Source organism: Exiguobacterium sp. U13-1, assembly GCF_001750115.1.
In the GTDB taxonomy this organism is placed as follows: domain Bacteria; phylum Bacillota; class Bacilli; order Exiguobacteriales; family Exiguobacteriaceae; genus Exiguobacterium_A; species Exiguobacterium_A acetylicum.
In genome coordinates, this window is sequence record NZ_CP015731.1 from 2,942,534 (window position 1) to 2,964,923 (window position 22,390).

General features: G+C 49.6%; 21 protein-coding genes, 1 tRNA gene and 1 pseudogene. 3 read left to right on the forward strand and 20 right to left on the reverse strand.

Annotation, left to right across the window (positions count from 1 at the left end):
* Positions 1-37 precede the first annotated feature (37 nt).
* The 7 genes from gpmI to ESP131_RS15320 all read right to left on the reverse strand — a co-directional run bounded on the left by gpmI (position 38) and on the right by ESP131_RS15320 (position 7,270).
* Positions 38-1,585, reverse strand: coding sequence for a 2,3-bisphosphoglycerate-independent phosphoglycerate mutase (gene gpmI / locus ESP131_RS15290; protein ID WP_069940925.1), 1,548 nt, complete (start codon positions 1,583-1,585; stop codon positions 38-40).
* Positions 1,586-2,338: a triose-phosphate isomerase gene (tpiA, locus tag ESP131_RS15295; RefSeq protein ID WP_023469215.1), complete on the reverse strand. Its 753-nt coding sequence runs from the start codon at positions 2,336-2,338 to the stop codon at positions 1,586-1,588.
* 27 nt (positions 2,339-2,365) lie between these two features.
* Entirely contained in the window at positions 2,366-3,550 is a 1,185-nt protein-coding gene (locus tag ESP131_RS15300) for a phosphoglycerate kinase (RefSeq protein ID WP_050678694.1), read from the reverse strand.
* Between the two features lie 121 nt (positions 3,551-3,671).
* Positions 3,672-4,679 carry a type I glyceraldehyde-3-phosphate dehydrogenase gene (gene gap, locus ESP131_RS15305; RefSeq protein WP_035409970.1) on the reverse strand — a complete coding sequence of 336 codons (1,008 nt, stop codon included), beginning with the start codon at positions 4,677-4,679 and terminating at the stop codon, positions 3,672-3,674.
* Between the two features lie 53 nt (positions 4,680-4,732).
* Positions 4,733-5,761, reverse strand: a complete 1,029-nt coding sequence (locus tag ESP131_RS15310) for a sugar-binding transcriptional regulator (RefSeq protein ID WP_023469218.1) — start codon at positions 5,759-5,761, stop codon at positions 4,733-4,735.
* Between the two features lie 115 nt (positions 5,762-5,876).
* Complete coding sequence (locus tag ESP131_RS15315) at positions 5,877-6,137, reverse strand: glutaredoxin family protein (protein WP_069940926.1); 261 nt, start codon at positions 6,135-6,137, stop codon at positions 5,877-5,879.
* Positions 6,128-7,270, reverse strand: a complete 1,143-nt coding sequence (locus tag ESP131_RS15320) for an RNA polymerase factor sigma-54 (protein WP_069940927.1) — start codon at positions 7,268-7,270, stop codon at positions 6,128-6,130. The genes ESP131_RS15315 and ESP131_RS15320 overlap by 10 nt, the downstream gene beginning before the upstream one ends.
* A 154-nt stretch (positions 7,271-7,424) precedes the next feature.
* Here ESP131_RS15320 and ESP131_RS15325 point away from each other — a divergent pair.
* Positions 7,425-7,500, forward strand: a tRNA-Arg gene (locus ESP131_RS15325).
* Between the two features lie 182 nt (positions 7,501-7,682).
* A pseudogene (gene clpP, locus ESP131_RS15330) lies at positions 7,683-8,267 on the forward strand (ATP-dependent Clp endopeptidase proteolytic subunit ClpP); the annotation flags it as partial.
* A 120-nt stretch (positions 8,268-8,387) separates the two neighbouring features.
* On the opposite strand, the gene ESP131_RS15335 reads toward clpP, so the two are convergent.
* The 11 genes from ESP131_RS15335 to hprK all read right to left on the reverse strand — a co-directional run bounded on the left by ESP131_RS15335 (position 8,388) and on the right by hprK (position 17,549).
* Entirely contained in the window at positions 8,388-8,624 is a 237-nt protein-coding gene (locus tag ESP131_RS15335) for a hypothetical protein (protein ID WP_023469221.1), read from the reverse strand.
* Between the two features lie 82 nt (positions 8,625-8,706).
* Entirely contained in the window at positions 8,707-9,663 is a 957-nt protein-coding gene (gene whiA, locus ESP131_RS15340) for a DNA-binding protein WhiA (RefSeq protein ID WP_023469222.1), read from the reverse strand.
* On the reverse strand, positions 9,660-10,658 hold the full coding sequence (locus ESP131_RS15345; protein WP_035409984.1) for a gluconeogenesis factor YvcK family protein: 999 nt from the start codon (positions 10,656-10,658) through the stop codon (positions 9,660-9,662). Before ESP131_RS15345 ends, whiA begins: the two co-directional genes overlap by 4 nt.
* Positions 10,658-11,527: an RNase adapter RapZ gene (rapZ, locus tag ESP131_RS15350; RefSeq protein WP_029342483.1), complete on the reverse strand. Its 870-nt coding sequence runs from the start codon at positions 11,525-11,527 to the stop codon at positions 10,658-10,660. The genes ESP131_RS15345 and rapZ overlap by 1 nt, the downstream gene beginning before the upstream one ends.
* A gap of 111 nt (positions 11,528-11,638) precedes the next feature.
* Positions 11,639-12,601: a thioredoxin-disulfide reductase gene (gene trxB / locus ESP131_RS15355; protein ID WP_023469225.1), complete on the reverse strand. Its 963-nt coding sequence runs from the start codon at positions 12,599-12,601 to the stop codon at positions 11,639-11,641.
* 61 nt (positions 12,602-12,662) lie between these two features.
* The gene (locus tag ESP131_RS15360) at positions 12,663-14,147 is read right to left on the reverse strand and encodes a tetratricopeptide repeat protein (RefSeq protein WP_069940928.1); all 1,485 of its coding nucleotides are present in this window, start codon (positions 14,145-14,147) and stop codon (positions 12,663-12,665) included.
* 96 nt (positions 14,148-14,243) lie between these two features.
* Positions 14,244-14,624, reverse strand: a complete 381-nt coding sequence (kapB, locus tag ESP131_RS15365) for a sporulation phosphorelay system protein KapB (protein ID WP_023469227.1) — start codon at positions 14,622-14,624, stop codon at positions 14,244-14,246.
* 30 nt (positions 14,625-14,654) lie between these two features.
* Positions 14,655-15,137: an acyltransferase gene (locus tag ESP131_RS15370; protein ID WP_035396297.1), complete on the reverse strand. Its 483-nt coding sequence runs from the start codon at positions 15,135-15,137 to the stop codon at positions 14,655-14,657.
* Positions 15,121-15,777, reverse strand: a complete 657-nt coding sequence (ppaX, locus tag ESP131_RS15375; protein WP_069940929.1) for a pyrophosphatase PpaX — start codon at positions 15,775-15,777, stop codon at positions 15,121-15,123. Before ppaX ends, ESP131_RS15370 begins: the two co-directional genes overlap by 17 nt.
* Before the next feature lie 3 nt (positions 15,778-15,780).
* A complete protein-coding gene (gene lgt, locus ESP131_RS15380; RefSeq protein WP_069940930.1) occupies positions 15,781-16,614 on the reverse strand; it encodes a prolipoprotein diacylglyceryl transferase in 834 nt (277 codons plus the stop codon).
* Positions 16,614-17,549 (reverse strand): HPr(Ser) kinase/phosphatase, encoded by a 936-nt coding sequence (gene hprK / locus ESP131_RS15385; protein ID WP_023469231.1) that lies wholly within the window; start codon positions 17,547-17,549, stop codon positions 16,614-16,616. Before hprK ends, lgt begins: the two co-directional genes overlap by 1 nt.
* 126 nt (positions 17,550-17,675) lie before the next feature.
* Here hprK and ESP131_RS15390 point away from each other — a divergent pair, with 126 nt between their 5' ends.
* Positions 17,676-18,059 carry a hypothetical protein gene (locus tag ESP131_RS15390; RefSeq protein WP_023469232.1) on the forward strand — a complete coding sequence of 128 codons (384 nt, stop codon included), beginning with the start codon at positions 17,676-17,678 and terminating at the stop codon, positions 18,057-18,059.
* Positions 18,060-18,323: 264 nt separating this feature from the next.
* On the opposite strand, the gene ESP131_RS15395 is transcribed toward ESP131_RS15390, so the two are convergent.
* Both ESP131_RS15395 and uvrA read right to left on the reverse strand, forming a co-directional pair.
* Positions 18,324-19,433: a DUF4097 family beta strand repeat-containing protein gene (locus ESP131_RS15395; RefSeq protein WP_029342488.1), complete on the reverse strand. Its 1,110-nt coding sequence runs from the start codon at positions 19,431-19,433 to the stop codon at positions 18,324-18,326.
* Positions 19,434-19,533: 100 nt separating this feature from the next.
* The gene (gene uvrA / locus ESP131_RS15400) at positions 19,534-22,389 is read right to left on the reverse strand and encodes an excinuclease ABC subunit UvrA (RefSeq protein ID WP_029342489.1); all 2,856 of its coding nucleotides are present in this window, start codon (positions 22,387-22,389) and stop codon (positions 19,534-19,536) included.
* Between the last annotated feature and the right edge of the window lies 1 nt (position 22,390).

Sequence of the window (22,390 nt, forward strand, 5' to 3'; positions counted from 1 at the left end):
TAAAGAATGTGTGGTGTAGCCATTTCGATCGACGGGATTATTTTTTCAATACGATCGATTTACCAGTCATCTCTGCTGGTTGGTCCGCTCCGAGAAGATCAAGGACCGTTGGTGCGAGGTCAGCGAGTGCACCTGTGAGTGGTTCAAGGAGTTCAACGTCCTCGACCGTCACGATACATGGAACTGGTTCTGTCGTATGCGCCGTCATCTTACTGCCGTCCGCATTGAGGACTTTATCCGCGTTCCCGTGGTCAGCCGTGATGACTGCCGCGCCGCCTTTGCTGAGAATCAAGTCAACGACTTTCCCAAGACACTCATCGACAGCTTCAATCGCCTTTTTCGTCGGCTCGAGCATACCCGAGTGACCGACCATATCCGGGTTTGCGAAGTTGAGGATGATGGCGTCGTGTTTGTCCGAGTTGATTGCGTCGACGAGCGCATCTGTGACTTCATAGACGCTCATCTCTGGTTTCAAGTCGTATGTCGCGACTTTTGGTGAAGGGATCAAGATCCGATCTTCCCCTTCGTATGGTTCTTCACGTTGTCCGTTGAAGAAGAACGTGACGTGCGGATACTTTTCCGTTTCCGCGATGCGTAGCTGTTTGAGACCTTGTTTTGACAATGTCTCACCAAGCGTGTTCTTGATGTCTTCAGGCGGGAAGACGATGTCCGTATCGATCGCATCCGAGTACTTCGTCATCGAGACGAGTAGCAGGTTCTTCGGTGCGTTGTCCGGAAGTTCGAATCCGTCGAAGCCACCTTTTTCTTTGTAGACTTTCGAAAGCTGAATCGCACGGTCAGGACGATAGTTGAAGAACACGATCGCATCGTTATCGTGGATCGGTGCGACTGGCGTACCGTCTTCCTGCACGACAACAGTTGGTTCGATGAACTCATCCGTTACGTCTTCTTTGTACGAAGCTTCAACCATGCCGATTGGATCCTTCGTCGTTGGACCTTCACCGAAAGTGATGACGTCATAGACTTTCTTGACGCGTTCCCAACGGTTATCGCGGTCCATCGCATAGTAGCGACCAGAGATACTCGCGAATTGTCCAACATTCAATTCATCCATCTTCGCTTGCGCGTCACGGAGGAAACCAGCGCCCGATTGTGGGTCGCAGTCACGACCGTCCGTGAAAGCATGGAGGTAGACTTTTTCGATTTCGTGAAGTTTCGCGAATTCGAGCACCGCATATAAGTGGTTGATGTGACTGTGGATTCCACCATCAGAGACCAAACCGAAGATATGAAGCGCTGAACCGTATTTCTTCACGTGACCTGCCGCATCGTTCATCGCTTGACGCGAGAAGAACGAGCGATCCTTGACCGCGTTGTTGATTCGGGATAGCGATTGATAGACGACGCGACCTGCACCGATGTTGAGGTGACCCACTTCTGAGTTCCCCATTTGACCTTCAGGCAAACCGACGTATTCGCCTTTCGCATTCAACAACGTATGCGGGTATTGACCCCAGTAACGGTCGAAGTTCGGTTTATTTGCCGCCGTAACGGCATTTCCAAACTCCTCGTCACGCATACCAAAACCATCAAGGATGATTAGTGCGACTGGACGTTTTTTCATTTAAATCGCCTCCAACAGTTTGAGGAACGATCCTGTCTCAAGACTTGCACCGCCGACGAGCGCGCCGTCGATGTCTGGTTGAGCCATATATTCTTTGATGTTTTCCGGTTTGACGCTACCACCGTATTGGATGCGGACAGCTTCTGCTGCTTCAGCACCAAATTCAGCTGCAACGACGTCACGGACGAATTTACAAGAATCTTGTGCATCTTGTTCTGTCGCTGATTTACCTGTTCCGATTGCCCAGACAGGCTCGTAAGCGACGACGAGATTTTTCACTTGGTCGACAGTAAGACCTTTGAGGCTGTTTGCTGTCTGTTCGCGGATGACGTCTTCGAATTTGCCGCCTTCACGCTCTTCCAGTGTTTCACCTACACAAACGATTGGAACGAGACCATGCTCGAACGCTTTTTTCGCTTTGCTGTTGATGAACGCATCTGTTTCGCCGAAGTACTCACGACGCTCAGAGTGACCGAGGATGACGTATGTCACGTCGAGTTCTTTGAGCATGAGCGGGCTGATTTCACCAGTGAAGGCACCGCTCTCTTTGTCGTACATGTTTTGAGCACCGATCTTAAGATCCGTACCAGCTGCTGCTTCTGTCAAGTGTGCCAAGAATACTGCTGGCGCACAGACGGCTGCGTCGACTGTCGTCGAAGCAGGTACAGCTCCTTTGACTTCCTCAACGAATGCGACTGCATCCTTGAGCGTCAGATTCATCTTCCAGTTACCTGCGATAATTGGTTTACGCATTGAGAAACACTCCCTTGTGAACTTAGATTACTTGTCGTTTAGCGCTTCGACACCAGGAAGAGCTTTCCCTTCCATGAATTCGAGACTTGCTCCACCACCTGTAGAGATGTGGCTCATTTTGTCAGCAAGACCGAATTTCTCTGCCGCAGCAGCTGAGTCGCCACCGCCGATGATTGAGTACGCATCGCTGTCCGCAAGAGCTTGCGCGACACCTTTTGTACCGTTTGCGTATTTATCGAGTTCGAATACGCCCATCGGTCCGTTCCAGACGACGAGTTTCGAGTTCTTGATTGCCTCTGCATAGAGTTCAACCGTTTTTGGACCGATATCAAGTGACATGTGATCCGCTGGGATCTCTGTGATGTCACGTGGTCCGACATATGTTTCTTCTCCGAATTCCTTCGTGATGACACAGTCGACAGGCATGAGGAACTTAACGCCTTTTTCTTCTGCTTTTTTCATGAATTCCTTCGCTTGGTCGATTTTGTCGACCTCAAGAAGTGAAGTACCGACTTCGATACCACGAGCTGTGAGGAACGTGTACGATAAGCCGCCACCGATGATCAACGTATCGACGATGTCGAGTAAGTGATCGATGACACCGATTTTATCCGCAACTTTCGAACCACCGATGATTGCCGTGAACGGGCGATCTGGGTTAGAAAGAGCTTTACCGAGAACTTGAAGTTCTTTTTCGATGAGAAGACCGGCAACTGCTGTGTCGACATGGTGTGCGATACCTTCTGTCGATGCGTGTGCACGGTGTGCTGCGCCGAACGCGTCGTTGACGAAGACGTCAGCGAGTTTCGCGAATCCTTTAGCGAGCTCTTCGTCATTTTTCGTTTCACCAGGGTAGAAGCGAACATTCTCTAAGACGACGACATCGCCGTTTTCGAGTTTGCTGACTGCTTCTTCTGCAACTGGACCGTATGCTTCTTCAACGAGCTTGATGTCTTTACCAAGCAATTCGCTGAGGCGTGCTACGACTGGTGCAAGTGAGAACTCAGGGTTCTTTTCGCCTTTTGGACGACCCATGTGGCTAGCGAGAATGACTTTTGCTCCGCCATCGATCAAGTGTTTGATCGTTGGGAGTGCAGCACGGATCCGTGTGTCATCCGTGATTTTACCGTCTTCCAACGGTACGTTGAAATCCACGCGTGTAAATACGCGTTTTCCTTGTACATCGATGTCGCGAATCGATTTCTTATTCATACATTCGTCCTCCGTCTCTTACGTATAGTGAGGGGCGAATGCCCCTCCCGCTTTTTTCCGCAATAAGAGCGGAGACTGATATCGTTTCCGCTCTTATTCAATTGCTATTTAATTGCTCGAATTACTTAGCGATTTCTGCGAAGTGTTTGAGTGTACGAACGAGTTGGCTAGTGTAAGACATTTCGTTGTCATACCAAGCAACTGTTTTAACGAGTTGTTTGTCGCCGACTGTCATGACTTTAGTTTGTGTTGCATCGAAGAGTGATCCGTAAGAGATACCAACGATGTCAGAAGAAACGATTTCGTCTTCAGTGTAACCGTAAGACTCGTTAGCAGCTGCTTTCATTGCTGCGTTGATTTCTTCTACAGAAACTTTTTTGTCGAGTACAGTTACGAGCTCAGTGAGTGAACCTGTAGCGACTGGTACACGTTGTGCAGATCCATCAAGTTTACCTTGAAGTTCTGGAAGAACGAGACCGATTGCTTTTGCAGCACCAGTTGAGTTTGGAACGATGTTAGCTGCTGCCGCACGTGCACGACGGAAGTCACCTTTAGGGTGTGGAGCGTCGAGTGTGTTTTGGTCACCAGTGTAAGCGTGGATCGTAGTCATGAGACCTTCAACGATTCCGAACTGATCTTGGAGAACTTTAGCCATTGGCGCGAGACAGTTTGTAGTACAAGAAGCACCAGAGATAACTGTTTCAGTTCCGTCAAGGATTTCGTGGTTCGTGTTGAAGACGACTGTTTTCATGTCGCCAGTTGCAGGTGCAGAGATAACGACTTTTTTAGCGCCAGCTTTCAAGTGAAGCTCAGCTTTTTCTTTGTCTGTGAAGAAACCAGTACATTCGAGAACGATGTCAACACCGAGCTCGCCCCATGGGAGTTCTTCTGGGTTGCGGTTAGCAAGTGTTTTGATTTCTTTACCGTTGACGAGGAAGTAACCGTCGTGTACTTCAACTTCGCCGTCGAAACGACCTTGAGTCGTATCATATTTGAGAAGGTGTGCAAGCATTTTAGTGTCTGTAAGGTCGTTGATCGCGACTACTTCGATTCCATCGAATTGAAGAATTTGACGAAGTGCCAAACGTCCGATACGTCCAAATCCGTTAATACCAACTTTTACTGCCATGATAATTTTCCTCCTTTTAATGTAAAGCGAGTTATCTATTATTCAAAAGGGGGTTACCCTTTCAAAATCGAAGCTGCTGCGCCTTCATCCGTAATCAGGATGATGTCTGGCGACTGTTTGACATAGGCGTTGATCGCTTCTGCCTTCGAATGACCACCTGCGACGACGATGACGTGTTCGACTTGCTTCAAGTCAGCCAGTTGGAGACCAACCGTCTTGACCCGATGCACGATGTTCCCGTCTCGGTCGAAGTAATATCCGAATGCTTCCGCTACTGCCTGTTCATGTTCCAGTCGGGTCAGGAGATCCTCAGACGCGCGACGACGTTTTGCCATCGTTTTCGCCTCACCAATTCCATGTACCACGATTGAAGCACCTTTAATCATTTGAAGCACATTTTTTATGCTCGGCTCTTCGATCATCTTGACGAAAGTCTCTGTGCTGACCATGTCCGGGATGTGAAGCAGATGATAATCACTTTGAGCGCGTGACGCCATCCGTGAGCATACTGTGTTCGCTTGTAGTTCGAGCGTTTCTCCCAGTCCTCCGCGTGCCGGAACGAACGTCATTGGACGGTGTTCCTTGTCCGGCGACATCATCGCCGCGACGGAAGCCATCGTTGTACCGCCTGTGACAGCGATCGTATTGTGATGGTCTGAAGAAAGCTCTCGTTTGAGTCGTGCGACGGTCGCCCGTCCCATGTCTCGTTGTACCCAGAAGGTCTCATCGGAATCACCCGGTACGATGACGACGTCCCGTACCCCGAGTCTCTCTTTCAAGGCTTTCGCCATGTCTGAGATCCCTGCGAGTTCTCCCATGATGCTGTGCATGCTGCGAAGAACGTTTCGTCCTTCATCCGTTAAGGACATCCCTTGCGTTGCGACCTCTAGGAGGTCTTGCTGCTTCAAGAAGTCGACTTCCCGCCGTAAGACGCGTTCCGTCAAGCCAAGGCTTGTCGCAAGTGTACGTCGTCCGATCGGTTGCATTAGTCGCACATAATGAAGGATGTCGTAGCGTGTCTGCATTTCTTCGATCAGATCAGGCACGATTCGTTTTTGGATCTGGACTAACTGCCGAATCATGTATTTCCCTCTCCTCTCAAGTAGCTGGACGCTTTTTGTCCCGCATGTCATAACGTGTCCCACTTGGTACACCGTTATCATAACAGTCCGTTTCTCGCCTTGCAAGTCTCGTTTCTCAAGTTTTTTGAAGTAAGCGTTTTCTTACTGTTTCTGTCTCGAATTTGCCATAACTCCAGATTTCACCGTCATGCATGACGACGGGAATCTCGTATAAGAACCGTAGACTGAGCGCTTCATCCTGATCGATGTTGACTTCCTCGAACGTCCATTCCGGAAACTCATCGAGTACGAAGTCGAGTAAGATGGCGGCCTCTTCACATAGCGTACATCCCGGACGTGAATAGAGTGTTAAGTGTCTGTGTCGTTTTAATCCCATTCTGATTGCGCCTTCCTTTGCTGCATCGTTTTTTTCGTTAAACCAAGCGTTGCCCGATATTTCGCAACCGTCCGTCGCGCGACTGTCAGACCGTCTGCTTGCAAGCGATCTGTCAATTGCTGATCACTTAACGGACGATCGCTATGTTGAATGTATTCGGCGATCCGCCGTTTAATCAAAAAACTCGAATCTCCGGTTGTCGTCCGTGAGACGAACAAGTCTTCTAGGGCAACGAGACCGTGGACCGTCTCGACATACTTCGCAGCAATCGCTCGACCAATCGTTGACGGATGATGCCCCGTCGCCTCAGCGACTTGTTTTTTCGTCAATGGCTCAAGATGCAGTTCTCCCTTGAACCAGCGTTCTTGTCGCTCAAGCAAGACCGAGAGGATCGCATGCATCGTGACACGGCGTCGTTCGTACGCGCGCAAAAAAGGCGTTGCCTCTTTTAACTCGAGCCACGTCTGATCCGTGTCGAGTGTCATCCAGTCGATCTGAAGTTCTCCATTTAACAGGTGAATCCGTGCTTCTGCTGTCACCGGTCGTTCTTCTTTTGGAAGATCTGGTGTCCGGCTCAACCGCGTCAATTGTTTTCGCAATCGTGTCCGGTCCTGTTCACTGAACTGAGCGAACACCTGACTTGCGGATTCATGTCGCAACCGATTCGTCAGTCCGATCAATTCCGCGTCGTCTAGCTCGATCGCCTGTAACCATTGGCACTCGCGTTCCGAACGGGCAGCGATGCCGACTGGTTCACATTGTTGTAAGAGTGTCCGTGCTTCTGTAATCGTTGCGACATCGGTCGAGAAGGATGCAGCGAGCTGCTCGTCCGATGTCCGCAATAAACCGTCCGCTTCTAAATACACGATGAGTTGTTCCGCCATATATCCTATTTCCTGTCTGACTGATTCTAAACGTATTTGTGCAAGAAGCTCGTCTTCATAAGATGCCAAATGTCCCGCCATCTGCTCGACCTCTAGCGAAACCTGATTCGGGTAATGGCGATGCAACCGTCGTTTCAACCGTCGCCATTCCTCCTCGAGCTCTGACGCTGGTTGTTCAAGCACATGTAACTGATACTGTTGTGACGCCGATAACGTCATCTGTTGCGTCTGTTCCTGGCGTTGATCCATCGATTCCCCTCCCCCCACTTCTTATTATAGAAGAAACGTTTTAAAAAACGTGCTCTGAACCTCTCTTAAGTCGCTAGAGAAAAGAAAAGTCATGCTTCCCTATTGCTTTTCTGAAAAAATGTCGCTATACTATTAATTGTTCAGTACATCAGATGCACCCGTAGCTCAGGGGATAGAGCACTGGTTTCCGGTACCAGGTGTCGGGAGTTCGAATCTCTCCGGGTGTACCATTTATTCAACTACAAGGCAATGCCAGCAATGGCGTTGCCTTTTTTCTATACTGATATGTTTCGTTTGCCCTTGTAATGGAAAAATACCTAAAAGTCGCATCGTATCTTTTGACCAATATTGACCAAAGGATTATGATAAGGATAAGTCGAATAGGAAGCTACATACCAACTATAAGGAGGCAAAGACTATGTTAATTCCAACAGTCATCGAACAAACAAACCGCGGGGAACGTGCTTACGATATCTACTCACGTTTGCTAAAAGACCGCATCATTCTTCTTGGGAGCGCGATTGACGACAACGTCGCCAACTCAGTCGTTGCCCAACTTCTGTTCTTAGCAGCAGAAGATCCAGATAAAGAAATCTCGCTTTACATCAACAGCCCAGGTGGTTCAATCACTGCCGGTATGGCGATTTACGATACAATGAACTTCATCAAACCACAAGTTTCAACAATTTGTATCGGTATGGCAGCATCGATGGGTGCGTTCTTGCTCCAAGCAGGCGCAAAAGGAAAACGTTTCGCGTTACCAAACGCTGAAATCATGATCCACCAACCACTCGGTGGTACACAAGGTCAAGCATCGGATATCAAAATCCATGCGGAGCGCATCATCAAAATGCGTGAGCACCTCAACAAAATCATGGCTGAAAACACAGGACAACCACTTGAAGTCATCGAACGCGATACAGAGCGTGACAACTTCATGTCAGCACAAGCTGCTGCTGACTACGGTCTCATCGACCGCGTCATGGAACGTGCATAAGTCATCCAGAGTGTCTCCTTCGGGAGGCACTTTTTTTGTATCCATAGGAAAGCGAAGCCTTGTCGGTTATCGTTGCATACAAAAAAACCTCCCGTTCCTTATAGAACGAGAGGTCGATGATCAGTCGATCAAGTCTGTGATGTCTGAAACGATATCGTGGTTTTCACGAATCAGCGAGTAGATCGCGTTCGCATGTGGCGAAAGCTCTTCTTCTGCTTGTAATTGTTTCAGGAATAAAGATGTTGCAAACGCAACGAGTGTGCTTTTCGGTACACCGATTGATTTTGCTTTTTTTGTTAACACTTCATCAAACTTCGCATCGACTGTCAGCGAAATACGTTTCTTTTCGTTAGCCATTTCAAAAACTCCTTAATTCGAACATTTAGTTGCATCGACTATATATTATAGTAGACTATGGTTCATCCCGCAAGCGACCCTCTTATAAAGCCCCTGTCATCGACTCTCCATTTCGTACTTTTTCAGCGATTTGATCAATCTTCCGCAACCGGTGATTGATCCCTGATTTTGAGATGGAGCCGCTTTCGACCATCTCTCCGAGCTCTTGTAACGTCACGTCTTGATGGGTCACACGCAAGATCGCGATTTCCTTCAGCTTATCCGGTAAGACATCGAGCCCGACCGTCCGCTCAAGGAACTTGATGTTCTCGACTTGGCGTAATGCCGCACCGACCGTTTTGTTGAGGTTTGCCGTCTCACAGTTGACGAGACGGTTGACCGAGTTACGCATGTCTTTTAAGATCCGGACGTCCTCGAACCGTAGCATCGATTGTGTCGCATCAACGAGCTTGAGGAAATCGGAAATCTTTTCGCTCTCCTTGATGTAGAGGATGTGTCCCTTTTTCCGTTCGATCGCCTTCGCGTTCAAATCAAAGACGTTTGATAAACCACGGAGCGCCGCATTGTGCTCCTCATATAAGCTGAAAATCTCCAAGTGATACGACGACGTCGCCGGATTGTTGAGCGAACCCCCGGCGAGAAACGCTCCTCGTAAATACGCGCGCGCTTTGCGTTCGTCGTTGAGGATCGTGTCACTGATGGAACGAATCATCGTGAACCCTTCCCCTAAAATCCCGAGGTCTTGTAAAATCTTGTCCGCTTGTTGTTTGACGCGGACGATATAGACATTATTCTTTTTCAGACGCATTTTCTTCCGCACGAGCAGATCGAGATGGACCCCGTATGCTTTTTTCAGCAATGAGTAGATCCGACGAGCAATCGAGGCATTCTCGGTCGAGATATCGAGTGTCAGACCACGTCCGAGACCGAACGAGATCGCACCGTTCATCCGGGCGAGTGCCGCGAGTTCTGCCTTCATCTCGTGATCGGTGATCGGAATTTGCGTTAATTCTTTTTTGACTTCTGAGGCAAAGCTCATGTCAGCTCCTCCTTTCCTTCGAGTTGACGCATCCGTCGAATCGACAACACCTTTCGCATGACGAGGCTTGCGACGGCATCTGAGTCATGACGGATGAAGTGATGATTGTAATCGACGATATCGTCTGCCAGCACTTCAACGCCAGCGAGCTCGAATTGTTTTTCATTATAGGTGACGATGTCAGCGTGATCCTTCTGGTATTTCTTCAGGTAACTCGCATCGATCGATTCGTTGTTGACGATGATCGTATCAACGACGCCTTGTCCAAGGAAGCGTTCGAGTGCCGCTAAATGCTCATTGGCTGTGAACGCCGTCGTCTCGCCGGGTTGCGTCATGACGTTACAGATATAGACGACCGGAGCTAACGATTGTTGGATTGCTTCCCGGATCTCATCGATCAGGACATTTGGGATGATACTCGTATAGAGACTACCCGGACCAAGGACGATGACATCGGCATCAAGAATTGCCTGAATCGCTTCCGGAACCGGTCGGACATCTTGTTCTTCGAGGAAGATCCGTTCGATCTTCTTGCCAACCTTCGGGATCAACGACTCGCCTTTGACGATCGTTCCGTCCTCGAACTCGGCACATAACGTGATCGTCCGTTCCGTCGCCGGATAGACCTTTCCTTCTGCGTTCAACAGTTGTCCCATGACGCCAATCGCTTCGACGAACGAACCGTTACAAAGCTGAGTCGCTGCTGTCAGCATCAGGTTTCCGAGCGAATGCCCGTGTAATCCTTCCCCTGTTTCGAACCGGTATTGCATGATTCGGTCCATCAACGTCTCCGACTTTGATAAGGAGACGATGACGTTTCGGATATCGCCTGGCGGCAACATGTTGAATTCCGTCCGCAGCCGACCAGAACTGCCGCCGTCATCGGCGACCGTGACGATGGCTGTGATGTCGAGCGGATAATGTTTCAGTCCACGAAGAAGCGTCGAGAGTCCTGTCCCACCACCAACGGCGACGACTTTACGTTCCCATTTCATCACTTCTCCTCCTTCGCATACACATAATCCCGGTGATTCGTCTCGATATGATACTGCGTCGCGAATTCTTTACTGATCGCTTCCGCGAACGTGATTGAACGGTGTTTCCCGCCTGTACAACCGAGAGCGATGACGAGTTGTGACTTCCCTTCCCGCTCGTATTGTGGAATCAGGAACTCGAGCAAGTCGACGAGTTTTTTATAGAACAGCTTCGCTTCCGGCCACTGCATGACGTAGGACGCGACTTCCTCGTCGAGTCCCGTCTTTGGACGCAGCTCTGGAATGTAGAACGGATTCGGTAAGAAGCGCAGGTCAAAGACGAGATCGGCATCAAGCGGTAAGCCGTGTTTGAACCCGAACGACATGACGTTGACTGTGAACGGAATCCGTGTCCCTTCCGTGAACTCCTTCAAGAGACGTTCTTTCAGTGCAAGCGGCTTGATGTCACTCGTATCAATCAGCATCTGTGCCTTATCACGGAATCCTTCGAGCAACGTCCGCTCACGTTCGATTCCAATCAATGGGGAATCCGTCGGTGCGAGCGGATGCGAACGGCGCGATTCTTTGTAACGACGTACGAGGACATCGTTTCGTGCATCAAGATACAACATCCGGATTTGTAAGTCCGTTTTCTTTAAATCCTCATAGACGACAAAAAAGCTGTCGATGAAATCACGCGCGCGGGTATCGATGGCAACGGCGATTTTAGGACGCACTTGTCCAATGACTTCGATGAGATGCGGCAGTAACGTCGGGGGTAGATTGTCGACACAAAAATAGCCTAAGTCCTCAAAGCTGTTCATTGCGACAGTCTTCCCAGCCCCACTCATACCCGTGATGATGACAAGTTGCGGTTGATTCTGTTCCATCTTTTCGCCCTCCAGACAACAGTTCCGTGTGTATTTTTCACTTCTTTCTCAGTATATCATAAAAAAAGAGCCAGCTTCACTGAAGTCTCCTTCAATGAAACTGGTTCGATATTATGCGTGTGAGGATTCTTGTAATTCTTCAAGCAACGCTTCAATGAAATGCTGTGCATTTTGCGCTGCGATTGAACCATCATTTGTTGCTGTAACAACTTGGCGCAGTGTTTTCTCACGAACATCACCGGCAGCAAAGATCCCTTTGATGTTCGTTTCCATCGCTTCGTTCGTCACGACGTAGCCTTGGTCGTTTAAGATCCCGAGATCTTGGACGTAACCAGTGATTGGGTTCATCCCGATGTAGATGAAGACTCCATCGATCGGATGCGTCGTCACGTCAGCTGTTTTTGTGTTGATCAACTCGATACCGCCGACTTTCCCGTCTTGTTCGTTGATCTGTTTGACCGTATGGTTCCAGATGAAGTCGATTTTCGGGTTGTCGAACGCACGTTTTTGAAGAATTTTTTGAGCACGGAGCTCATCACGACGGTGTACGATCGTGACTTTTTTCGCGAAGCGTGTCAAGTAGACACCTTCTTCAACCGCAGAGTCGCCTCCACCGATGACGAAGAGTTCTTTTTCTTTGAAGAACGCGCCATCACAGACGGCACAGTATGAGACACCGCGACCGCCGAGCTCTTCTTCACCCGGTACGCCGATCTTCTTATATTGTGCACCGGACGCGATGATGATCGCCCGTGCATAGTAATCTTTGTTGTGTGCATGAATCGTTTTGTATGCTTTACCGTCTTCGATGCTTCGAACGTCTCCGTACGCATATTCTGCGCCGAATGCTTTCGAGTGGTCGAACATTTTTTGCGAGAGATCTGGTCCGAGGATGCTATCGTATCCTGGGTAGTTCTCGATATCTTCTGTGTTCGCCATTTGACCGCCCGGAATCCCGCGTTCGATCATCAATGTCGAAAGGTTCGCACGTGATGCATAAAGTGCAGCTGTCATCCCAGCAGGACCTGCCCCGATGATGATGACGTCATAAATTTTTTGTTCTGTTTCCGCCATGATTCCACCCCATTTATCATAATCGTTGTAGTTTGAGTATAGGTGAGAATCGCCTAAACGTCTAACACTTTGCTTGCAGCGGTGCCAGCATCCGTTCATGTGTCCGGATCATTGATGCGACATGATCGAACGAACAATCGACGAGCGATGCACATTCTTCGATCAACATCCCGTCCCGTAAATCATGGAACAGATAAAGCAGCGATGCAGCGGATGCTTCGATCGAATCGAATGACTCACCGCTTAAGACGAGTTGTGCGAAGCGTTCATAAAAATCACCTTCGAGACTCATCCGTTCTTCATCTGAAACGAATCGTTCTGCAAGACGGATCGTCTGCAATGCCCGGTGAATGCGTTCATCCACGACATCAGTCCGTCCTTCCATCTCGATGACAATCTGTTCCGTCAATGACAGGACGTCTTCCTGGTCTGTCACTTCTGGCATCATCGACAATGCAAGCCGTGCTTCGGCATCGTTCAGTTTCCCAAGAAGGAGTGCCGTGAAGATCCGTGAGACATCGTCTTCCGTCTTCAACGCTTGGATGAGCGCCGAACGGAACTGCAGGTTATGCCGGATGTCATACGTATCCGTCTCTTCCTTTAACGCTTGTGCTTCGTCCGACTTCAAGAAAGCAGCCGCTTCTTCGACGTGTCCCGTCTTATAGGCAGAGATTGATAACCAGTGACCGAAGAGTGGGTCTCCCCGGTAACCACGACGCTCGAGTAATTTCAACTCTTCATAAGCGATATCGTACCGTCCGATGATCGCTAAAGTTGAGGCAACCTTATAACGTGTCTCAAGATGCACGGAACGGACGTGTTCGAGCTGACGAGAGAGACGGTGTGCCTCTTCGTCCTGCCCCATCTCGTGTAGCAAGACGAGCGTGTTACAAAGGGCATGCAAATTCCCCGGATTCCCTTCAAGGACCCGTTCGAGGGAAGCGAATGCCTGATCATTCTCTCCTAAATAGAACTCGACGATCGCGAGGTTGTTGTAGGCAGGCCAGAACGTCGGGTACTGGGCAATCAGTCCAGTCAACGTCTCCTGTGCCGCGAACAGCATCCCTTTATCGATCTGGCGTTGTGCCTGACCATGCAGACGAATCAATTCATCCTCTTCGTCGTCTTCCATCTCTTGTTCAAGATCAATCAGTTCCACGAGTGCGGCCGATGCCTCCGCGTGTTTGCCGTTTGGTGCTTGCTCTAAATATTCCATCGCATGTTGTCGCGCTTCTTCATAAAGTGAGACGTGTGCGTAGTTATTCGCTAAATAAAAGAGTGCTTCCGTATTTGATGCGTCGAGTGCGCGTACTTGTTTCAAGACATCATTCGCATGATTGATTTCTCCTGTCTCGAATAAGACACGGGCATAACGGAGCAAATAACGGATGTCCGCTGGCTGAAGTGTCGTCGCCTCATCTAAATGATAGACGGCTTCGTCCAGTCGCCCTTCCCGGTGCGCCTTCCGTCCGCGGAAATAAAAAAGTTCCGCTTGGCGCGCTGTTATCGCAAAGGGGTCTGCTTTGTATTTGGTTAATTCCATCATGATTCAAGCCCCCATAAATAGTAAACTGGTTTCGTAGTTGCAGACACAAGAATACCCTATCTCTAGGAGGCATGCAACAGAAAAAAACGCCGGAGTTCATCCCCAGCGTTTCGCATAAATCGATTCCAGTTCTTTGTAATTCTCTAAGCATTTTCGTACAAAAGCATCCGTCTCCGGATTCAGTCCTTCAAGACGTGCCACGTCCTTGTCATATGCCTGCCGTAAGCTCGTCGCATAATCCGGAATCTCTCCGTCATACGCATAAACGACTGCGGGCGAAACCGTGATCTTTTCGTGCTTATGCAAGGCGGTCCGGATATGGAAGAGTGGAACATCGACTTGGTTCGGTTGGTGAAGATCTCCTTGAACAGGATGCTTCTCAACAGCCAACACCTCAACGACGAGACCTTGTGGACGTTCGGCGAATAATCTTCCGAAATACTTTCCTGTCTTATACGTAAAGCGGATGTGCGTCATCTTTTTTCCTTCTTCCTTCTCACAGTTTTGTCACATTTCGTGCCGGCGAAGCGGCTGACTCGAGACGCGTTCGTTCGGTGCAATGTCTCGGTGAACGACTGATCCGGCACCAACGACGGCACCATCTCCGATCGTTACGCCCGGTAGGATCGTCACGTTCGCACCGATCAAAACATTGCTTCCGATGACGACGTCACCTAAACGATACTCCGTCGTCAAATATTCATGACAGAGAATCGTCGTATTGAAGCCGATGATCGTATTGTCACCAATCGTGATTCGCTCCGGGAACATCGTGTCTGGCATCACCATCAAGGCAAGCGCCGTCTTCTCCCCGATCTTCATCCGAAGACATGTCCGGTAGAGCGCGTTCTTGAAACGAAGCGACGGAGCAAACCGCCCGATCGTGATGATCGTAAAGCACCACATCACTTTAAAGAACGACACCGTCCGGTACATGTGCCAGAGTGGATTCGTCGTGCCGACCTGAAACCGATCAGTTCGCCGCGCCATTTTGTTCCTCCAGCCAAGCAGCAAGATGATCCATCGAATCAATGATGACGTCCGGCTCGAGGGCTTCTAAGTACGCGCGTCCTTTGATCGCCCAACCGACCGCGACTGTCTTCAATCCCGCGTTCTTACCACCGAGAATGTCCGTATCGTTGTCACCGACCATGATCGTTTCGTCTGCCGTTGATCCAAGCAACTGCATCGCTTTTTCGAACGGCTCGACGGCTGGTTTTTCTTCCGTTACGTCGTCGGCTGCGATGACCGCGTCAAACAGTGACGTCAATCCGAACAACTCGATACCGCGAAGAGCGACACGACGACTTTTCGACGTCACGACCGCCATCTTGTATCCTGCTTCATGCAGACGACGTAATCCGTCAAGCACACCTGGATACTCGAGCACGAGCGCGTCATGCATCGCGATGTTGTAGCTACGGTAAAAAGCGACCATCTCTTTCCACTGTTCCGCATTCATCGCTGAGAATGATTTTTCTAGCGTCGGACCGATGAACGGAAGCAATTCCGCTTCCGTGAACGTCCGGTCCGGGTAATAGTAACTGAGCGTATGCTCGAAGCTTTTTAAGATCAATGGATTCGTGTCAATCAACGTGCCATCTAAATCAAACAGTAGTGTGCGAATCATCGATTACTTCGCCTCCTTTTTCGAACCGTCCAAGTAACGAACGGCGTTGCGGCGAACGACCATCATGATCACACCGAAGATGATCAAACAGATTGAGACGATTTGTGCCGTCCGGAGTCCATCCCCCATCAACAGACTGTCCGTCCGGAGTCCTTCGATATAGTAGCGTCCGATCGAGTACCACACGAGATAACCGAGGAAGACATACCCACGACGTGGATTGAACTTCATCCGCCAGACGATCAACAGAATGACACCGATGATGTTCCAGATACTTTCATAGAGGAACGTCGGTAAGTAGTATGTTCCGTCAATATACATCTGATTAACGATCCAGTTCGGTAAGTGGAGCGTATCTTGCAAGTACGACCACGTCGTCTCACCACCGTGTGCTTCTTGGTTGAAGAAGTTGCCCCAACGTCCGACGGCCTGTCCGAACAAGAGTGACGGTGCCAAGATATCGACGATTTGCCAGAACGAGATCTTTTTCTTACGCGTATAGATGATGACCGTCAAAATCGCCCCGATGATCGCACCGTGAATCGCGATCCCACCTTGGCGAATGTTGATGATTTGGTCAAGATGTTGACTGTAGTAATTCCACTCGAACGCAACGTAGTAAATCCGGGCACAGATGATACTGATCGGAATCGACCAGATGACGACATCAACCGCATACTCTTCGTTGAAGCCGATTCGCTTCGATTCGAAAATTGCAATCAACAGTCCAACGACCGCACCGAGTGCGATGACGATCCCGTACCAGTAAATCGGTACAGGACCGAGTTCGATCGCCACACGGTCAAACGTTGGTTGTACAGAGGCTAAAGTTCCCATCAAAGACCACCATTCCCATCTTCAATTGCTTGCGCGAGACGTCCCGCGAATTCTTCTGCTGTGTTGATGCCCATGTTCTTCAGACGATAGTTCATTGCTGCGACTTCGATGATGACAGCAAGGTTTCGTCCGGGACGAACCGGAATTGTCAGGAACGGAATTTCCGTATCGATGATTTGGAGTGTCTCTTGGTCCAGGCCGACGCGGTCATAGACTTTCGATTGATCCCAAATCTCGAGGTTACAGACGAGGCTGATCTTCTTGTGCGAGCGAACCGCGCCTGCACCGAACAACGTCATCACATCGATGATCCCGATTCCACGAATCTCAAGCAGATGCTGAATCAACTTCGGTGCTGTCCCAACGAGAATCCCGTCACCAGTTTGACGAATCTCAACTGAGTCGTCCGCCACTAGGCGGTGACCTCGTTTAACGAGTTCGAGTGCCGTTTCCGATTTACCGACACCACTTGCCCCTTTGATGAAGACACCGACACCATAGATATCGACGAGGACACCATGCATCGCTGTCGTTGGTGCGAGTTCCGCTTCGAGGAAGTTCGTGATCTGTGACTCGACCGATGTCGTATGCCCTTTTGTCGTCAACAGTGGCACGTTCGTCTCGTCTGCAGCTTGGATGATCGCTTCCGGTACGTCAAATCCACGTGTGATCAAGATACCAGGTGTTTCATCCGTACAGAGGACATTCGCTCGTTCGCGTTGTTCCTCGTACGTTAAATTATTGAAGAACGTCAATTCTGTTTTTCCGAGAATCTGGAGACGTTCTGCCGGGTAATAGGCATAATAACCGGCAAGCACAAGGCCAGGTCGGCACAAATCAGCCGTCAGAATCGGACGATGTAAGCCCTCTTCTCCCGTGACGATGTGGAGATTGAATTGTTTTACGATTTCAGCTGTTCGCACTTTTGGTTGCACGCTTCGTCAGCCCCTTTCACTTGAAGTATTGTACCATATTTTTATTGGATTCATGGAATTGGATTAGAAGCATGATTTCTTGGGAATGGAATAAAGAGTTAATATTTTGAAGGAGGTTTTGCCGTGATGTCAGGCGGTGGTATCGGATTAATTTTAGTCATTATCTTATTTGCGGTTCTAGCGATTGCTGGTTTCGTCTATCTCATCATCTCACTGATTGATATGTGGAAAGCGTATTCGCGTAATCAAGATCAAACTGCCCTCTTATTCTTCATCATCTCGATTATCGGGATCTTCATCAGTGGTTCATTCATTTCCTACGTCCTCGCGATCATCTTCTATTGGAATCGCGCACGTGGAAAGAGTTGGCTCGGAATCGGTCTGATTCTCGTTTCGATCGTTCTTGCAATCATCGGTGTCATTGCCTTACTCTCGTTCGGTTACGATATGAATAATATCGAGAACATGAACTTCGACGAGCCGATGATGGATCAGGACTACGATTATTGATGTAAGCTACACCCATCTTCTTATGAGGATGGGTGTTTGTTTATCTAAAGGAAAACATAGCGATATATCCTTTTCTTCTACTTGCTTTCCTCAGGCGAGACACGAGCCGCGGCTGCATCGTTCGAACGAACGAGTAGCCGGGTCTCGTTTGTCTCTGACAGCGCGGATCACCGCGCTTTTTCCTGCAGGAGTCGCGTAAAAAGCAGGATACAAAAAAAGCAGCTACCTGATTCGATTAAGAATCAAGTAGCTGTTATCTATTTCTTATAACGCTTGTGGACTGAGGTGAACACCATGCGTGACCGAAATCGTACCTGTCTTCGTATCCGCTTCAACCTCGATTTTTGGTGAGCGACCGCGACCTGATACGAAATGGAGCTTCCGGTTGACAATCTCTTTTTGATCCCGGATTAATTCCATGTCATCGAGGTTGCAGTTGAGACCACCAAAGTTTGTCTCAAGCTCCCCGTAGACTTCAGCGCCGTGCGGCAACATCAGGGCGATGCTTCCAGCAAGCGACGACGCTTTGACCTTCGCATTTTGCGCTGTCTTCAGCTCGCAGCGGACGTTTCCGTTCGCTGTTTTCAGTTCTGAACGTTCGAAGACACCTGCCGTGATGATTTGTCCATTAGCTGTCTTCGCCTTCAAGACCTTCAACTCCGACTCTTCGATTTCAATCGAACCGTTCGCAGTCGATACTTTGACATCCTCACTGAACAAATCACGGACGTTGACCCGACCGTTCGCTGTCATCAGTTGAGCAGATGTCGTATCGAGTGACGTCAACGAAATTTCCCCATTCAGTGTCTGTAAGACGAATGATTCGTAATGACGGCGCGGAACTTTCAGATGGACTGTCGCCCGGACACTCTTATCCTTCAAACGGATCGAGAGTGTGTTCGCCGAGACTGCGTGTTGAACAGCGGCCTGAAGTTGCTCAAGCGCCTGTTCTTCCGTCACTTGTTGGCGGCGGAGCGGACGTCCTGTCACCGTCAATTCGCATTCTTCGAGATCACTCGGTTCGACGACCAAGTTTGCATTGAACAGATCGACGTGAACCGTCTCTCCGCTGAATGGGAATTGTTTGACGTAGGTGACGTTCGGACCGGACGCCTGATTAAGCGAAAGATCACTGTCCTTGATCCGGCTGACGAGATTATCGAACGCTGACATGACTTTCGTCGTCAGTGAATCGACGGAATACTGGTCGACCCGATCATATTGTTCTGGTTCATCGACGTACTTATGTTCACTGGCAGAAGTTGCACGTTCGTCGATCGCTTCGAGCCGCTCGAGTTTATCGAGTGCCTCATCAATCGTTAACTTTCCTTCTTTGACTTGCTCCAATATCAATTGACGCATATCTTGCTTCATGAACCGTTCCCTCCTATTCTTGAACCTCAAACGTGTGTTACATGATACTTTCGTTTAAGTTCCCTTAGTTCCTTCCTACGAATCCTCATCCACAAAAGTTTCACGATTCAATTCGTGCCGCATCGCGTTCAAGGACAGGTGCGAGGTATCGTCCCGTGTAGGATGCTTCGACTTCAGCAATCTGTTCCGGTGTACCGGCAGCAACAATCGTTCCGCCACCGTCGCCACCCTCTGGTCCTAAATCAATCAAGTAGTCGGCCGTCTTGATGACATCCAAGTTGTGTTCGATGACGAGCACTGTATCACCATTGTCGACGAGACGTTGCAAGACTTTCAAGAGACGCGCAATGTCGTGGACGTGGAGTCCTGTCGTCGGCTCATCGAGGATGTAGATCGTCTTCCCAGTCGAGCGTTTATGCAACTCGGACGCCAGTTTAACACGTTGCGCTTCCCCGCCGGACAGTTCCGTCGCGGGTTGACCGAGACGCATGTATGTCAGACCGACGTCAGCGATCGTCTGCAATTTACGCGTGATCTTCGGAATGTTCTCGAAGAAGGCGAGGGCATCTTCAACCGTCATCTCAAGCACGTCGGCAATCGTCTTGCCTTTATATTTCACTTCGAGTGTTTCGCGGTTATAACGTTTCCCATGACAGACTTCACACGGTACATAGACGTCCGGTAAGAAGTGCATCTCAATCTTGATGATCCCGTCGCCACGACAAGCTTCACAGCGTCCACCCTTGATGTTGAAACTGAAGCGTCCTTTTTTATAACCACGCAGTTTCGCTTCGTTCGTCGAAGCAAAGACGTCACGGATGTCATCGAAGACACCGGTATACGTTGCTGGGTTCGAACGTGGTGTCCGACCGATCGGCGACTGGTCGATGTCGATGACCTTATCGATTTGATCCAGACCGGTAATCCCTTTATGGGCACCCGGTTTTTCTTTCGCCCGGTTCATCTCGTGCGCAATCGTCTTATAGAGAATTTCATTGATCAACGTCGATTTCCCGGAGCCCGAGACACCGGTGACGGCGACGAACAGACCCAGCGGAATATCGACATCGACGTTCTTCAGGTTGTTTTCCGATGCTTTGTGGATATGGAGCATCCGACCGTCCGGCTCTTTGCGTGTTGATGGAACAGGAATGAACTTCTTCCCGGACAAGTATTGACCAGTCAACGAGTTCGCATCCTGCATCAACTCTTCCGGTTTCCCGGCTGCCGTGACGAATCCACCGTGATCGCCGGCACCAGGTCCGATATCGATCAAGTAGTCGGCTGCCATCATCGTGTCTTCATCGTGTTCGACGACGATCAACGTGTTGCCGAGATCACGCATCGCCTTCAGCGTATTGATCAGACGATCATTATCACGTTGGTGTAAACCGATCGATGGTTCATCGAGAACGTAGAGGACGCCCGTCAGACGCGAACCAATTTGTGTCGCAAGACGAATCCGTTGCGCTTCCCCACCGGACAACGTACCGGCTGCGCGTGAGATCGTCAGGTAATCGAGACCGACGTTCTCGAGGAACGACGCCCGTTCGTGAATCTCACGGACGATCATCCGCGAAATCGTCTGATCCTTCTCACTCAACTTCTCCGGTAGTTCGTCGAAGAACATGACCGCTTGTTTAACAGACATCTTCGTCACTTCACCGATATGATGATCGGATACTTTGACGGCAAGTGATTCCCGTTTCAAGCGGTGTCCTTGACACGTCGGACAAGCTTTCTTCGCCATGTAGCCTTCCATCTGTTCCCGGATATAATCAGACGACGTCTCCTTGAAGCGACGTTGTAAGTTATTGAGGACCCCTTCGAAGTAGAGGTTCGTATTTCGGACCATCCCGAAGTCGTTCTCATAACGGAAGTGAATCTCTTCCTTCGTGTTTCCGTTCAAGATCGTTTCACGGTGTTCTTCTGACAATTGTTCGAACGGTGTATCCATATCGATCTTGAAGTGGTCGCAGACCGCTTTGAGTAATTGTGGATAATACTGCGAGCTCGTCGGTTCCCACGCCACGATTGCCCCTTCGTTCAACGACTTATCGGGATGCGGCACGACGAGATCAACATCGACCTCAAGCTTCGTTCCGAGACCATCACATGACGTACAAGCACCAAACGGTGAGTTGAACGAGAACATCCGTGGTTCGAGTTCGCCGATTGAGAAGCCACAAATTGGACAAGCATGATGTTCACTGAACAACAGTTCGTTGCCGTCCATCGTATCGACGATGACCCGACCATCCGCGAGGCGAAGGGCAGTCTCAAGTGAGTCCGCAAGACGGGCTTCGACGTCTGGTCGCACGACGACACGGTCGACGACGACTTCGATCGAGTGTTTCTTGTTTTTCTCAAGCGTGATCTCTTCGGCGAGATCCATCGTCTCTCCGTTGACACGGACGCGGACGAAACCTTCTTTCTTCAAATCGTCGAGTACCTTGACGTGCGTTCCTTTTCGTCCGGAAACGATTGGCGCGAGGATTTGCAGACGGGTCCGCTCCGGTAACTCCATCACTTGGTCGACCATCTGACTGATCGTCTGGCTCGAAATCTCGATTCCGTGATTTGGACAAATCGGTTTACCAATTCGTGCATACAACAGACGCAAATAATCATAGATCTCTGTGACCGTTCCAACCGTCGACCGTGGGTTTTTACTCGTCGTTTTCTGGTCGATTGAAATTGCTGGACTCAGTCCTTCAATCGTATCGACATCCGGTTTATCCATCTGTCCGAGGAACTGACGGGCATAGGCAGATAAACTTTCGACATAACGCCGTTGTCCTTCAGCGTAAATCGTGTCGAAGGCAAGCGACGATTTCCCTGACCCGGACAAACCCGTCAAGACGACGAGCTGATCGCGGGGGATTTCGACATCGATGTTTTGTAGATTATTGACGCGAGCGCCTTTGATGATAATCTGATTCTTCTTTTCTCCCAAC

Bases quoted from the DNA above. Each gene is read 5' to 3' on its own strand.
- gpmI (WP_069940925.1), bottom strand. From the start codon at position 1,585: ATGAAAAAACGTCCAGTCGCACTAATCATCCTTGATGGTTTTGGTATG.
- tpiA (WP_023469215.1), bottom strand. From the start codon at position 2,338: ATGCGTAAACCAATTATCGCAGGTAACTGGAAGATGAATCTGACGCTC.
- ESP131_RS15300 (WP_050678694.1), bottom strand. From the start codon at position 3,550: ATGAATAAGAAATCGATTCGCGACATCGATGTACAAGGAAAACGCGTA.
- gap (WP_035409970.1), bottom strand. From the start codon at position 4,679: ATGGCAGTAAAAGTTGGTATTAACGGATTTGGACGTATCGGACGTTTG.
- ESP131_RS15310 (WP_023469218.1), bottom strand. From the start codon at position 5,761: ATGATTCGGCAGTTAGTCCAGATCCAAAAACGAATCGTGCCTGATCTG.
- ESP131_RS15315 (WP_069940926.1), bottom strand. From the start codon at position 6,137: ATGGGATTAAAACGACACAGACACTTAACACTCTATTCACGTCCGGGA.
- ESP131_RS15320 (WP_069940927.1), bottom strand. From the start codon at position 7,270: ATGGATCAACGCCAGGAACAGACGCAACAGATGACGTTATCGGCGTCA.
- ESP131_RS15335 (WP_023469221.1), bottom strand. From the start codon at position 8,624: ATGGCTAACGAAAAGAAACGTATTTCGCTGACAGTCGATGCGAAGTTT.
- whiA (WP_023469222.1), bottom strand. From the start codon at position 9,663: ATGAGCTTTGCCTCAGAAGTCAAAAAAGAATTAACGCAAATTCCGATC.
- ESP131_RS15345 (WP_035409984.1), bottom strand. From the start codon at position 10,658: ATGAAATGGGAACGTAAAGTCGTCGCCGTTGGTGGTGGGACAGGACTC.
- rapZ (WP_029342483.1), bottom strand. From the start codon at position 11,527: ATGGAACAGAATCAACCGCAACTTGTCATCATCACGGGTATGAGTGGG.
- trxB (WP_023469225.1), bottom strand. From the start codon at position 12,601: ATGGCGGAAACAGAACAAAAAATTTATGACGTCATCATCATCGGGGCA.
- ESP131_RS15360 (WP_069940928.1), bottom strand. From the start codon at position 14,147: ATGATGGAATTAACCAAATACAAAGCAGACCCCTTTGCGATAACAGCG.
- kapB (WP_023469227.1), bottom strand. From the start codon at position 14,624: ATGACGCACATCCGCTTTACGTATAAGACAGGAAAGTATTTCGGAAGA.
- ESP131_RS15370 (WP_035396297.1), bottom strand. From the start codon at position 15,137: ATGGCGCGGCGAACTGATCGGTTTCAGGTCGGCACGACGAATCCACTC.
- ppaX (WP_069940929.1), bottom strand. From the start codon at position 15,777: ATGATTCGCACACTACTGTTTGATTTAGATGGCACGTTGATTGACACG.
- lgt (WP_069940930.1), bottom strand. From the start codon at position 16,614: ATGGGAACTTTAGCCTCTGTACAACCAACGTTTGACCGTGTGGCGATC.
- ESP131_RS15390 (WP_023469232.1), top strand. From the start codon at position 17,676: ATGTCAGGCGGTGGTATCGGATTAATTTTAGTCATTATCTTATTTGCG.
- ESP131_RS15395 (WP_029342488.1), bottom strand. From the start codon at position 19,433: ATGAAGCAAGATATGCGTCAATTGATATTGGAGCAAGTCAAAGAAGGA.